This window comes from Kribbella sp. VKM Ac-2566 (genome assembly GCF_004366005.1).
In the GTDB taxonomy this organism is placed as follows: Bacteria; Actinomycetota; Actinomycetes; order Propionibacteriales; family Kribbellaceae; genus Kribbella; species Kribbella pratensis.
Genome location: NZ_SODT01000008.1, coordinates 1324730 through 1337936, shown reverse-complemented (window position 1 = coordinate 1337936; position 13207 = coordinate 1324730). Strand labels below are relative to the sequence as shown.

At 68.2% G+C, this 13207-nt stretch carries 10 protein-coding genes; 4 read left to right on the top strand and 6 right to left on the bottom strand.

Annotation, left to right across the window (positions count from 1 at the left end; translation table 11 throughout):
- Positions 1 to 131: 131 nt before the first annotated feature.
- The gene (locus EV647_RS09305) at positions 132 to 536 is read left to right on the top strand and encodes a hypothetical protein (protein WP_134000987.1); all 405 of its coding nucleotides are present in this window, start codon (positions 132 to 134) and stop codon (positions 534 to 536) included.
- Here the strand turns inward: EV647_RS09305 and EV647_RS09300 are convergent.
- Positions 514 to 861, bottom strand: coding sequence for a DoxX family protein (locus EV647_RS09300; protein WP_134000985.1), 348 nt, complete (start codon positions 859 to 861; stop codon positions 514 to 516). The two genes, EV647_RS09305 and EV647_RS09300, sit on opposite strands and share 23 nt — an antisense overlap.
- A 46-nt stretch (positions 862 to 907) precedes the next feature.
- Complete coding sequence (locus EV647_RS09295) at positions 908 to 1771, bottom strand: RNA polymerase sigma-70 factor (RefSeq protein ID WP_202870897.1); 864 nt, start codon at positions 1769 to 1771, stop codon at positions 908 to 910.
- A gap of 95 nt (positions 1772 to 1866) precedes the next feature.
- Here EV647_RS09295 and EV647_RS09290 point away from each other — a divergent pair, with 95 nt between their 5' ends.
- Together EV647_RS09290 and EV647_RS09285 are read left to right on the top strand one after the other, a co-directional pair.
- A complete protein-coding gene (locus EV647_RS09290; RefSeq protein ID WP_134000981.1) occupies positions 1867 to 5253 on the top strand; it encodes a beta-N-acetylglucosaminidase domain-containing protein in 3387 nt (1128 codons plus the stop codon).
- A gap of 78 nt (positions 5254 to 5331) precedes the next feature.
- Complete coding sequence (locus tag EV647_RS09285; protein ID WP_134000979.1) at positions 5332 to 5655, top strand: plasmid stabilization protein; 324 nt, start codon at positions 5332 to 5334, stop codon at positions 5653 to 5655.
- On the opposite strand, the gene EV647_RS09280 is transcribed toward EV647_RS09285, so the two are convergent.
- From EV647_RS09280 to EV647_RS09265, 4 genes are read right to left on the bottom strand one after another with little or no spacing between them, the layout of a single operon-like run.
- Positions 5656 to 6600 (bottom strand): glycoside hydrolase family 43 protein, encoded by a 945-nt coding sequence (locus EV647_RS09280; protein WP_134000977.1) that lies wholly within the window; start codon positions 6598 to 6600, stop codon positions 5656 to 5658.
- A gap of 10 nt (positions 6601 to 6610) precedes the next feature.
- The gene (locus tag EV647_RS09275) at positions 6611 to 8632 is read right to left on the bottom strand and encodes a glycoside hydrolase family 36 protein (RefSeq protein WP_134000975.1); all 2022 of its coding nucleotides are present in this window, start codon (positions 8630 to 8632) and stop codon (positions 6611 to 6613) included.
- Between the two features lie 6 nt (positions 8633 to 8638).
- On the bottom strand, positions 8639 to 9379 hold the full coding sequence (locus EV647_RS09270; RefSeq protein WP_134000973.1) for a FadR/GntR family transcriptional regulator: 741 nt from the start codon (positions 9377 to 9379) through the stop codon (positions 8639 to 8641).
- Complete coding sequence (locus EV647_RS09265; RefSeq protein WP_134000971.1) at positions 9366 to 10691, bottom strand: L-fuconate dehydratase; 1326 nt, start codon at positions 10689 to 10691, stop codon at positions 9366 to 9368. Before EV647_RS09265 ends, EV647_RS09270 begins: the two co-directional genes overlap by 14 nt.
- Positions 10692 to 10828: 137 nt before the next feature.
- On the opposite strand from EV647_RS09265, the gene EV647_RS09260 reads away from it, so the two are divergent.
- Positions 10829 to 13198, top strand: coding sequence for a glycoside hydrolase N-terminal domain-containing protein (locus EV647_RS09260; RefSeq protein ID WP_166680258.1), 2370 nt, complete (start codon positions 10829 to 10831; stop codon positions 13196 to 13198).
- The last annotated feature ends 9 nt before the right edge of the window (positions 13199 to 13207 follow it).

Here is a 13207-nt window from a genome sequence, read left to right as displayed (position 1 = left end):
GATCGCCCCAGCCTAAACCGATTCCGGTCGCGCGCTCGACGTACGCCGACTGGTGTACGTCGAGTGTCGCCGGGCGGCTGATGTGCGGCCGCACAGGTGTCCCCGACTCTTGGACAGAGGAAGGGAGAATCATGAATCAGCAGGTCAGCCGTAGATTTCCGGGCACGGACATGTCGGTGTGGCTGGTGCTTGTGTTGGTTGCGCTCGGGCTCCCGCGGACGGTTCTGTCCGACCTGGATGTCGTTGCGCCGGAGAGCGGGCTGCTCTACTACTGCCTCGCGCTGCTGCCCTTCGCGGTCTGGTTGGTCGTGGCGATCGCGCGCCGGAGTCGCCGTCCGTTCCTGGACTTCCTGGTGGTCGGGGCTTCGTACGGCGTATCGCTGGTGATCGTCCACCAGTTGATGTGGACCGAAGGCCTGGCTGTCAACCACATCGGCATCGCGATGATGATCGGATTCGGCTCCGGTCTGGCCGTCGGGCTGGTCGGGTCGATCGCCAACCTGTGGCGGGCCTTCAGCGGTAGGCGACGGTTGTGATGAGGGCGGCTGCGCAGGTTGTGAAGTACAGGGCCCACGGGGCGAGGTTGTGGTCGTGGACCCGGAGGTGGGCTGTCAGCGCGATGAGGAAGTAGAGGACGAGGCCTGTGGCGGCCAGGACTCCTAGTGGCGGTACGGCGAGGCCGGCCAGGAGGCCGAGCGAACCGGCGCCGAGGAGGAGGCCGAAGGGCAGGATCCATTTGTGGTCGACGTGGACCTTGTCGGCCTGGGCCTTCGGGTAGTCGTGGCCGATGAGGTTCGCGACCGCCGCGCTGCCGGTGAGCGCGGCGGCCAGGAGGGTGGTGGCGAGGTAAGCGGCGTACACGAGGTCTCCGATCCGTGGGGCGATGGGCGCCTCACGGACGAGACAGCTACGCGGAATGTGACAGGCCGGTGAGTTTTGCCGGATTGCTGACGACTTGGAGGGCTTGTACGGCGCCGTCGACGAGATGGAGCGTGATCGCGAGGACCGGTCCGTCGTCGGACTGGATGACGATGCCGGGTGCACCGTTGAGCTCCGCGAGTTTCAGTTGCGTGCCGGCCGGCCGGCGTTCGTACAGGACGACGAACGCGCGCGCGACGTACAGCGGTCCGTAGATGGGTTTGCGCGGGGCGCCGGTGAGTCCGCCGCCGTCGCTGAGCAGGGTGACGTCCGGCGCGAGGACCGCCATCAAGGTCTCCACGTCGCCGTCCAGGCAGGCGGCGAGAAAGCGTTCGGTGACCTCGCGCTGCGTCGTACGGTCGGTGTCGTAGCGACGGCGGCGGGCCGCGACCGCCTTACGTGCGCGGTGTGCGAGCTGACGTACGTCGGCGACCTGGCGGCCGAGGATGCCGGCGATGTCCGTGTAGCTGTACCCGAACGCCTCGTTCAGTACGAAGACGGCGCGTTCGGTGGGCGAGAGGGCTTCCAGCACGAGCAGTACGGCGGTCGACACGTCGTCGGCTCGTACGACGTGATCGGCCGTGTCGGGGGTGGTGAGCATGGGTTCGGGCAGCCACGGCCCGACGTACGACTCCCGCCGTACTGCGGCGCTCCGTAGCCGATCGATCGCCAGCCGCGTCGTGACGCGAACCAGATAGCCCTCGGCGTCGTCGACGGAGTCGGCATCGACCCGACTCCACCGCAGCCAGGCATCCTGCACGACGTCCTGCGCATCAGCCACGCTCCCGAGCAACCGGTACGCAACGGCGTACAACAACCCCCGATGCTCCGTGAACCGATCCACTTCATCCATCATAGATATGTCTGAATCTGCCTGGGCCGAGTACTTGACGTGCACTTATGCGCACTGGCTAACTGGCTGCACCCGCCCATGCCCGAGGAGACTCGATGCGCCTGCTCCGGTCTGCTGTCTGTGTGTTCGCCCTGGTTGCCCCGCTCGCGCTTCTGCCGCAGTACGCCGGCGCGACCGATCCCGCGGTTGCCGCGGTCTCACCCGAGCCGCAGCAACTCGTGCAACGTGCTGACGGCTTCCCGCTCGCCCCGGTTGTCGGACTGGTTCGCACCGCGCGCACCGATGCGGATGCCGAGCGCGTCGTACGCCAGGCACTGAACCGCGCCGGCGTGACGACCATCCGGACCACGAACGGCAGCGACCCCGGTACGCCGATGACCATCTGGCTGGGCCGGGACGCGTCGACGCTCCGCGCCCTGCACGTTCCGGACAGCACGGGTTTGCCCGTCGAAGGATATGTCCTCGCCGCCGGACGTGACAGCCACGATCGCGGTCACGTGGTGCTCGACGGCGTCGACTCCGACGGCACGTACTACGCGGCGCAGTCCCTGGCCCAGCTGATCCAGGCCCGCCCCGGGCGCGACTGGATGCCCGGCGTCGCGATCCGGGACTGGCCGACGATGCGCTACCGCGGTGCGATCGAGGGCTTCTACGGCACGCCCTGGTCGCACGCGGACCGCCTGGACGAGCTCAGCTACCTCGGCGACCATCGCATGAACACCTACGAGTACGCGCCGAAGGACGACCCGTACCACCGGGAGCAGTGGCGCGACCCGTACCCGGCCGACAAACTCGCCCAACTCGCCGAGCTTGTCACCCGCGCGCGCCAGAACAAGGTGGACTTCACCTTCGCACTCTCGCCGGGCCTGTCGATCTGCTACACCTCGGACGCCGACTTCCAGGCCCTGATCGCGAAGTTCCAGGCGCTGTACGACGTGGGCGCCCGATCGTTCAACGTGCCGCTCGACGACATCGACTACAACTCCTGGCACTGCGACGCGGACAAGGCGAAGTACGGCACCGGCGGAGGCGCCGCGGGCCGGGCGCAGAGCGATCTGCTCAACCGGGTGCAGCGCGAATGGGTGGAGACCAAGGCGGATGTCGCGCCGCTGCAGATGGTGCCGACGGAGTACTACAACGTCAGCGAAACGCCGTACAAGAAGGCTTTGCGGGAGCTGCTCGACTCCGACGTGGTCGTGCACTGGACCGGGATCGGGGTGGTGCCGCGGACCATCACGGCGGCTCAGGCGGCTCAGGCGAAGGCCGTGTTCGGCCACGACATCCTGATCTGGGACAACTACCCGGTCAACGACTACGCCGCAGGCCGGCTGCTGCTCGCGCCGTACAGCGGCCGGGAGCCCGCGATCGCCGATCACGTCGCCGGCATCATCTCGAACCCGATGAACCAGGCGGCGGTGAGCAAGATCGCGCTGTACTCGTTCGCCGAGCTCGGCTGGAACCCTGCGAAGTACGACGAGCAGGCGTCCTGGCGCCGCGCCCTGGCCGAGCGGGCGGGTGGCAACCCGGCGACAGCTGCTGCCTTGCAGGTGTTCGCGGATCTGAACACGTACGACGGGACTCTGCATCCGGAGAGTGCGCCGGTGTTCGGTGCCGCGGTCGAGCAGTTCTGGCAGCTGTGGCGGTCCGGGCAACGCGCCCAGGCGATCGCCGGACTGCGGCCGCGGGTGAGCGCCATCACCGCTGCACCGGCGACGATCCGGTCGGGTGTTGTCGATCCGGCGTTCGCGGACGAGGCGGAATCGTGGCTCAAGGCAACGGAGCTGTGGGGACAGGCGATGGGTCGCGCCCTCGATCTGCTCGCGGCGCTGGACGCCGGCGACGGAGCGACGGCCTGGAACGTTCGGCAGCAGATGAGCGGTCTCGTCACCGAGGCCAAGGCGATCCGGGACGGCCGGCTGCCGCACAGCGGTACCTATCCGCGGATCGGCGAGCGGGTCGTCGACGAACTGATTGCCGAGACCGGCCGCGTCCACGACCGCTGGCTCGGCGTTCAACCGGGTCGCACCGCGACGACGAACCTGGGGACCTACCAGGACAACGTGCCGGCGCGGATGGTCGACGGAGACCCGAACACGTTCTTCTGGAGCAACGGCGCTCCCGATCAGGGCTCCGAGGTCCGGGTCGATCTCGGCGAACCGGCGTCGATCGGCGCGATCGAACTGCTGATGGGTAAGGCGTCCAGCCCGAACGACTACATCCAGTCGGGCGTGCTGGAGTACTCGCTCGACGGAACGCGCTGGACCGAACTGACCCGTGCGACCACGGCCGAGGTTCGGACCACGGCGCCGGCCGGCACGACCGCGCGTTATGTGCGGTACCGGTCGTTGTCCGCGACCGGCTTCTGGGTGGTGGTACGAGAGTTCTCGGTGGGGACGATCGGCGGACGGAAGACGACGCTGACAGCCTCTGGTACGCCGGCGCCCGCGCCCGGATCGTCGTACCAGCGTGCGGTGGACGGAAACCTGGAGACCGCCTATGTGCCGGTCGCGGCGCCCGCCGCCGGAGATGCGTTGACCGTCGGCCTGTCGGCGCCGAGGGAGCTGGCGGGACTCACGATTCTCCAGCAGTCTTCGAACGTGGGGTCGGCGGACGTGCAGGTCCAGGTCGGGGGAGCGTGGCAGCGCATCGGCTCCGTGTCATCGGCGTACGCCGAGGTGCCTGCGAACGATCTTCGCGCCGAGGCTGTGCGGCTGGTGTGGAAGAGCGGCACTCCGGCCGTGGCCGAGATCGTGCCGCTGTGGAGCGACACGCCGCTCGCCGGTCTGCACGTCGACGCGGACCGGGCCGACGTGGTCCGCGGTACGGCGTCGAGCTTCGTGCTCGACATCTCCGCCGAACGCGGCGCCGACGTCACCGGCACCCTGCGCGTCGCCCCGCCGGCCGGATGGACCGTCGACCCGGCCAGTACGACGGTCACCATCAAGCGCGGATTCACCCAGTCGATCACCGTCAAGCTCACGCCTCCCGCTAACGCTGCCCTGGCAGACGTGGACATTCCGCTGACCTTCACCTCCGGCGCGACCACCTTCGACGCCGTACTGCGAGTCGCCGTACGCCCCCGCACCGGTGCTGCCAACGTGGCGCTCGATCGCCCGGCCGTTGCCTCGAGCATCGAACCCGGTACGTCGTTCACCGCCGATCTCGCGGTCGACGGAGACACCGCCACGCGCTGGGCGTCCGGCTACGACGACGCTTCGTGGCTCCAGGTCGACCTCGGTACGTCGACGCGCCTCGGCAAGCTCGTGCTGCGGTGGGAGGCGGCGTACGGCTCGGCGTACCAGGTGCAGGTCTCGGACGACGGGAGCACCTGGACGACCGCGACTGAGGTGACCGACGGCGACGGCGGAACCGACACGCTCTGGCTCGACGCCACCGCGCGCTACGTCCGCGTCCAGGGCGTCCACCGCGCCACGAAGTACGGCTACTCCCTCTACGAACTCGAGGCCTACCCGGCAACGTGACCTCGAACGAACTGTCCACGGCTTGGTTGTGGCTGGGAGGTCGGGGTACCGGGAGGGGTGATGGAAGGAGTGACGGACATGCCTGCAGGATCGAATCGGAAGCGGGAACGGCAGTACGAGCACATCAAGGAAGGCCTGGAGAAGCGTGGCCGGAGCGAGGACGTCGCCGAGGAGATCGCGGCGCGGACCGTGAACAAGGAGCGCGCCCGCGCCGGCGAGGCGAAGGAGTCGAGCCGTTCCTCCACCCACGACATCTCGTCCGGGCGCCGCGGCGGCCTGCGCTCGCACAGCGGTTCGAAGGGCCGTACGAAGGAACAGCTCTACAACGAGGCCAAGCAGAAGAACATCAAGGGCCGCTCGACCATGACGAAGGCCCAGCTCGCGAAGGCCGTCGGTCGCTAGTCAGTACCGCCGCTCGAGGCGCTCGTATTCTTCGGCGGTCACCGGAAGTACGACGCCGTGGCAAGGGTCTTTCGGCAGCCGGTAGTCCTTCGAGGGCATCCATTCGCCGCCGGCGAGGTCGGTCGACTCGAAGGGGACGTACCGGTGCTCCGCGGTGAATTCGTCGATCCAGAGATACCACTTGTTCTCGGTGTTCGACTTGTACACCAGCGGGCCCTCGCCTCGGCCGACCGTGCCCAGGCCGATGCCTTCGGCCAGCGGCTTCCACTCCGCGGCCATCAGTGACGTCGAGGTCTCGGAGAAGATCGACTTGCCGAGCGGCGCGTCGCCGGTGCGGCTGCGTTCGTCCTTCAGGAAGCGGTAGTACACGCCGTCGTGGCCGATCACCGTGGCATCGATCGTGTGCCATCCCCGGTCGATCCAGACGCGCGGCTCGGAGAAGTCGCGGAAGTCGCGCGTGGTCGCGTACATGATGCGGTTGTAGCTCTCACCCTCGTGGGCGGCGTTGTCGTAGAGCGTGGAGGACCAGTGCACGACGTACGCCTGCTGTTCGGGGTCCCAGACCGCCTCCGGGGCCCAGGTGTTCCCGGCCTCGGGCGGTGCGACCTCGACCAGCCGGCCCGGTCCCCAGTTCACGAGATCCGCTGACTCCCAGACCATGATCGAGCGGCTGCCTTGGCGCTGGTGACGGTCCCAGTCGCGGCTGGAGTAGAGGCGCAGGTCGGTGGCGACCAGGTAGAACCGGTCGCCTTCCGGAGATCGGACGATGTGCGGATCGCGGACGCCGCCTTCACCCAGGGTGGAGCGCAGGACCGGTTCGCCACCATTGAGGTCGTTGAAGTGCAGCGGGTCGTTGCCGTCGCTCAAGGCGAAGTAGATCTGCTCACCATGGACGGACTCGCGCTTGAAATGTGCGTACAGGTAGCCCGCGTAGTGGGATGTCATGGAGGGGCGTTCAACTTTCCAGGCGGAGGACCCGGGCGGCGGGTTCGGGGGAGTTGGCGGTGATGACCAGCGCGTCGTCGGTCCAGGCGTAGGTCCAGTCCCCGACGTCGGTGGGGAAGTGCGGCGTGATCGTCGAGCGCGGTAGCGGGAGGGTGATGGTGGACGGACCGGGGGCGCGGTGCCAGAGGGTGAGGTAGGAGACCTCGGGACCGTTGAGTGCGAGGGCGATCCACTCGTCGGTCCATACCGGCAGACCCAGCGGCCAGGCGGGCACGAGCGTGTCCAGATCCTCGAGTACGGCACGATGGGCGGTGAGCGCGGACCGGACGAGGTCCAGCTCGGCCGGCGTCATCCGGTTGAGGTGACCCGAGAGATAGAGCCGGCCGGGGATGCCGTTGACGAGTGCGAGGGTGAACTCCTCGCGGGTGGTGCCGGTGATCGGGTACGCCCAGTTGCCGGCCTGCTCCGGCAGCACGGCGGCAGGGGCGGCCGCGGAGATCGGTGCGTAGAGCAACGGATGTTCCTGGTCCGAGGTCGACTGCAGATGCAGGCGGGACAGCATCGCGTAGTCCATCCGCATCGCGCCGGAGCCGCAGTTCTCGATCAGCAGGTCCGGATGGCGTTCGTGCAGACCGTCCAGCCAGTCGAGCAGCGCCCTGTTGTGTTCGAGCAGGCCCTGTCCCAGCGACGTCCCGTCCTTGTCGGTGCCGGGCCCGGTCATCGTGTTGTTGTCGAACTTGAAGAAGCCGACGCCGAACTCGTCGACGAGCCGGTCGACGGTCGTGTCGAGGTGCTTGCGGGCGGCCGGGCTCCGCAGGTCGAGCAGGTAGCGGCCGTTCTCGGCGATGCGCCGGCCGTGGCGGGTGAGGAACGCGTCGTCGGGGAGTTCGCCGGCGATCGGTGAGTTGACGCCGATCACCTCGGGCTCGAGCCAGAGGCCGGGCACCATGCCGCGCTGACGGATCCGGTCGATCACCTCGCCGAGCCCGTTCGGGAAACGGCTGGTCGAGGGCTGCCAGGCGCCGACGGTGTTCCACCAGTCGCCTTCGGCGTACCAGCCGGCGTCGATGCAGAAGTAGTCCGCGCCGACCTCGGCCGCGGAGTCGATCAGCGGCAGCAGCTTCTCGGTCGTCGGGTCGCCCAGCAACGTGTTCATGTAGTCGTTGAAGATCACCGGCATCCGGTCGTCGATCGGGCGCCGGTTCCGGATCGCGCGGCGCTGACGCGTGAGCGCCGCGAACACGCTGTCGACGTCGGTCCCGGCAACGAGTGAAACCGGCACCGTCGTGAACGGCTTGCCGGCGGCGACCTCCACGCTCCACTGGTGCTCGTGATCGGTCGGTCCGCTCAGCAGCAGGTAGCCGCCGCGTTCGGTCTCGCCGACCTCGTAGTGCCATGGACCGTTGTGCTCGATCTGCCAACCGAGCGCGTACGGCGTACTTCGGTCGACCAGAACGCCAATGGGCAGCGCTTCTCCGGAGGACCACGAGTTCGTGCTGGTCACCGCGTAGCGGCTCTTGGCGACGTGGTGGTGCGGGTCGCGGACGATGTCGGCCAGCACCTCGCGGACCGCCCGCTTCGACCACCTGTTCTCGGCCATCCAGCTGTTGGCGGCCGAGTACAGCTCGGCGTCGATCGACTCGAGGCCGACCGTGAGGGACGACAGGAAGGTGAGCTCCAAAGAGCCAGATCCGCTGATCGAGGCCTCGGTCCAGGTGCGTACGCCGGCTCGCGCTTCGAAGACGCTGGTGACGCGGAGGCCCGTGGCCGGCTCCTCCTGGACGATGCGCAGCGTGGTCGAAGTCTCGTCGTGCCGCACGTACCGCAACTGCCGCCCGAGGACCGTGCCTGCATGACGGTTGCTGGAATGACCGTGCCCAACGGCGGAGACCTCCACCAACGGCTGGCTCGGATCAGGCTCGCCGCCCTTCGGCTGCGAGGCCTCGCGGACAGCGACCAGCCGGACGGGACCTTCGTCGAGGGCGAACGTCAGTGCCAGTTCCGGCGTACTCCAGTGCAGCAGGTTGTTCACAAGACCTCAGATCCTCGTCGGGCGGTGCTCGAGGAGATAGTCCTCGACGGTGAACAGGTGTGCGGCCATCCGCGTCCGCGCGCGATCGGGGTCGTGGCTGCTGAGGGCGGCGAGGATCAAGAGGTGCTCGCGGTGCGCGGTCTCGTCGGCGCCGGGCTCGGCGATGGATCGGGTCAGCCGGTCCCGCATCGTGCGACCGCCGAGGGCGTCGATGAGTGCGGTCAGCACCGGGTTGCCGGCCGCCTCCGCGATGATGCGATGGAACGCGATGTCGTTCTCGATGAGGGTCTCGTGATCAGGATCCGGCAGCGCGAGCTCGGCCTCGTTGCGGCGCAGCAACTCCCCCGCGGTCTCGAGTTTGTCGATGGCGATGTCGTGTGCCGCGAGCGCGGCGGCCTCCGTCTCCAGGATGCGCCGTACGACATGCAGATGCTGGGTGCCGGTGCCGTGGTGCAGGTCCACGACGAAGCCCATCGGGGCGAGCAGCATGGACGGATCGAGCTTGGTGACGTAGGTGCCGTCGCCCTGCCGGGTCTCGAGGACGCCCATGATCGACAGCGCCCGAACGCCTTCGCGCAGCGGATTCCTGGAGACGCCGAGCGCCGCGGCGAGGTCTTTCTCGATCGGCAGCCGATCACCCGGCCGCAGCCTGCCGTCGATGATCATCTGCCGGATGCTCTGGACCACCACATCGGTCTGTGACGGACCGGCGACGCGGGGCTGCAGAGTGGACTTACTCTGGCTCATGGCTGCCCCCGGCCGCGTGTGACGCCCAGTAGTTGCCATCCGGAAATCTGTAGGTCTCGAGCGACTCCCTGTGCATCTCGGCACTGTAACCGGGCGCGTCCGGCAGTACGTACGCCCCGTTGCGGACGAGGCACGGATCCACGAAGTGTTCGTGCAGGTGGTCGACGTACTCGGTGACGCGGCGATCGAGACTGCCGGAAACGGCCACGTAGTCGAAGATCGCGAGGTGCTGGACGAGTTCGCACAGGCCCACGCCGCCGGCGTGCGGGCAGACCGGCACGTCGAACCAGGCAGCGAGCAGGTAGACCGCGAGTACTTCGTTGACGCTGCCGAGGCGGGCCGCGTCGAGCTGGCAGTAATCGAGCGCACCGGCCTGGAACATCTGCTTGAACAGCACCCGGTTCATGCCGTGCTCTCCGGAGGCGACCCCGATCGGAGCCACTGCCTTGCGGATCGCCGCGTGGCCGAGGATGTCGTCCGGACTGGTCGGCTCCTCGATCCAGAGCGGCTCGAACTCGGCCAGCGCCTTCACCCACTCGATCGCCTCGGGCACGTCCCAGACCTGGTTCGCGTCGATCATCAGGTTTCCGTCCGGACCGATCACCTCCCGGGCGATGCGGCAGCGCCGGATGTCGTCCTCGAGGTTGGCGCCGACCTTGAGCTTGACGTGTTTGTAGCCGGCGGCAACGGCTTCCTCGCAGAGCCTGCGGAGCTTGGCATCGGAGTACCCGAGCCAGCCGGCCGACGTGGTGTAGCAGGGATAGCCGGACGCCTCCAGCTCCTCGATCCGTTGCTTCCGGCCCGGTTCTTGCCGGGAAAGCAGTGCGATGGCCTGCTCCGGCGTCAGTACGTCGGTCAAGTACCGCAGGTCGGCCGCCCGGACGAGCTCTTCGGGTGACATTCCGGACAGCAGCCGCCACAGCGGTACGCCGGCCCGGCGGGCGGCCAGGTCCCACAGAGCGTTCATCACCGCGGCCAGCGCAAGGTGGACCACACCCTTGTCCGGTCCCAGCCATCGCAGCTGGGAGTCCGACTGGAGCTCCCGGTAGACCGCACCGAGGTCGTCGCAGAGGACGTCGACGTCACGCCCCGCCAACGGCTCGGCGCGCTGTACCGCCGCGGCGGCGCAGAGGTCGTTGCCGCGCCCGATCGTGAACGTGAAGCCGTACCCGGACAACGACGGGTCGTCGGTGTGCAGAACGACGTACGCCGCCGAATAGTCACCGTCCTTGTTCATCGCGTCCGACCCGTCGCGGGTGAGCGACGTCGGGAAGCGGACATCGACAACCTCCACCGAGGTGATGCGTGGCATGGCGACCCTCACTGGTCAAATAGATGGGACTTTTCTCCATCTTTGATGGCGTTCAGTATGGACCACGCGGAGCGTCGGCGCTACGATCCGGGAAATTCATGGGATTAATCCTCGTCTTCTCGATGGAAGGCTGTTCGATGAGCGACCTGGTGAGCTCAGACCGGTCCAGCGTCCACACGCTGTTCTACGACCGGCCGGCGGCGACCTGGCTGGAGGCGTTGCCGCTCGGTAACGGCCGGATCGGCGCGATGTGTTTCGGCGGTGCCGGAAGCGATCGCATCGGACTGAACGACGAGACGCTGTGGTCGGGAGGCCCGGAGACCGCGCGTCTGCTGTCGACTCCGCTCGGAGCGACCGGAGCGGACGCCGTAGATGCGGTGCGCGAAGCGTTGTGGGCAGGCGACATCCGCCGCGCGCACGAATTGGCCGGTGGTTTTCATTCCGGCTACTCGCAGGCGTACCTCCCGCTCGGTGATCTATTGCTCGACGTCCGCGTCGGCGGCTCCACGCCGGTCACGGGCAACCTCACGCAGTACAGCCGGACGCTCGATCTCGACGCCGCGGTGGCAATCACGCAGTACGACGCCGGCAGCGTGAGCATTCGGCAGGAGGCGTTCGTCAGCGCGCCCGACGGCGTACTCGTCGTACGGTTGACAGCTTCTGAGCCGCAGTTGGCGCTCACGTGCCGATTGACGTCGAAGTTGCAGTCGCGACCTCGGGCGGTGCAGGGCGGGCTGGGCCTGTTCCTCCAGGCGCCGGCCGATGTCGCTCCACCGCATCGAGACGTGCCGCAGCCCATCCGATACTCCGACGGCGCGGATCGCGGGATGGCCGCCGCGATCGCGCTGCGGGCCACGAGTGACGGCCGGCTCAGGTCGACCGCGTCCGAACTCGTCGTCGACGATGCGACCGAGATCATCCTCGTCCTCTCCACCGCGACGGGGTACGACGGACCGTCGACGACTCCGACCCGGACGGCTGACGAGTGCTGGGCCGCCGCCGACCAGACCGTGCTCGCGGCGCTCGACCGCGACTACGCCGTACTGCTCGACGATCATCAGCGAGATCACCGGCGACTGTTCCGTCGTTCGTCGCTGGAACTGACCGGGCTCGCGCAGGAGTCCGTGCTGCCGACCGACCAGCGGGTGGCGAGAGGCACCGACGATCCCGCGCTGGCCGCGCTGGTCTTCAACTACGGCCGCTACCTGATGATCGCGAGCTCGCGGCCGGGCGGGCTGCCGACGAACCTGCAGGGGATCTGGAACGAGATCCTGCGCCCGCCGTGGAGTTCGAACTTCACGGTGAACATCAACACCGAGATGAACTATTGGCCGGCGGAGACCGCCAACCTGTCCGAGTGCCACGAGCCGCTGCTGCGGTTTATCGATAACCTCGCCCTGGCCGGACGCAGCACCGCCCGTGAGCGTTACGGATGCGGAGGCTGGACCGCGCATCACAACGCGGACGCGTGGGCCTGGACCTTCCCGGTCGAGGGCGATCCGCGGTGGTCGAACTGGCCGATGGCAGGTGCCTGGTTGGTCCGTCATCTGTGGGACCGCTACGAGTTCACGGGTGATCTGGAGTTTCTCGGTCGGTCCTGGCAGGCATTGCGCGGAGCGGCGGAGTTCTGCCTCGACTGGCTCGTCGAGCTGCCCGACGGCAGTCTCGGTACGGCGCCTTCGACGTCACCGGAGAACGACTATCTCGCAGCCGACGGGCAACCAGCGTCGGTCACCGTGTCGTCGACGATGGACCTCGCCCTGATCTCGGACTTGTTCGACCGGGTGGAGCGGGCGGCTCGTCTGCTGGACGTCGTGGACCCGATCGTCGAAGAGCTGTCGACGGCCCGCAAACGCCTGCCGGAACCATCCATCGGCGCGCAAGGGCAGCTGCAGGAGTGGGCCGCGGACCTGCCGGAGGAAGATCCGCACCACCGGCACATGTCCCATCTGATCGGCCTGTATCCGGGTGACGCGATCACGCCTGACGGTACGCCGATCCTCGCCGCGGCGGCCGCGCGATCCCTGGACCTGCGCGGGGACGAGGCGACCGGATGGTCGCTCGCCTGGAAGATCTGCCTGCGCGCGCGTCTGCGTGATGCGGCCGCCGCGCACCGCCTGGTCCGGGCGTTCCTCCGGCCGGCGGACGACACCGCCAGTGGGCGTCCCGGAAGCGGCGCGGGGGTCTACCCGAACCTGTTCTGTGCCCACCCGCCGTTCCAGATCGACGGCAACTTCGGTGCGACGGCGGGGATCGCCGAGATGCTCCTGCAGAGCCACACCGGTCACATCGAGTTGTTGCCGGCCCTTCCGGCCGCGTGGAGCAGCGGCCGAGTGACCGGCCTCAGAGCCCGCGGCGGAGTCGTCGTCGACATCGCGTGGACGCCGCAGCGCGTCGAGGCCGTCCTGACCGCCGACCGGGACCAGGAGCGGGTCGTCTGCCGTGGCGACGTGCGGGTACCGGTCCGGTTGACCGCCGGAATCGGTCACCGGGTGAGCTCGACATGATCGCCCACC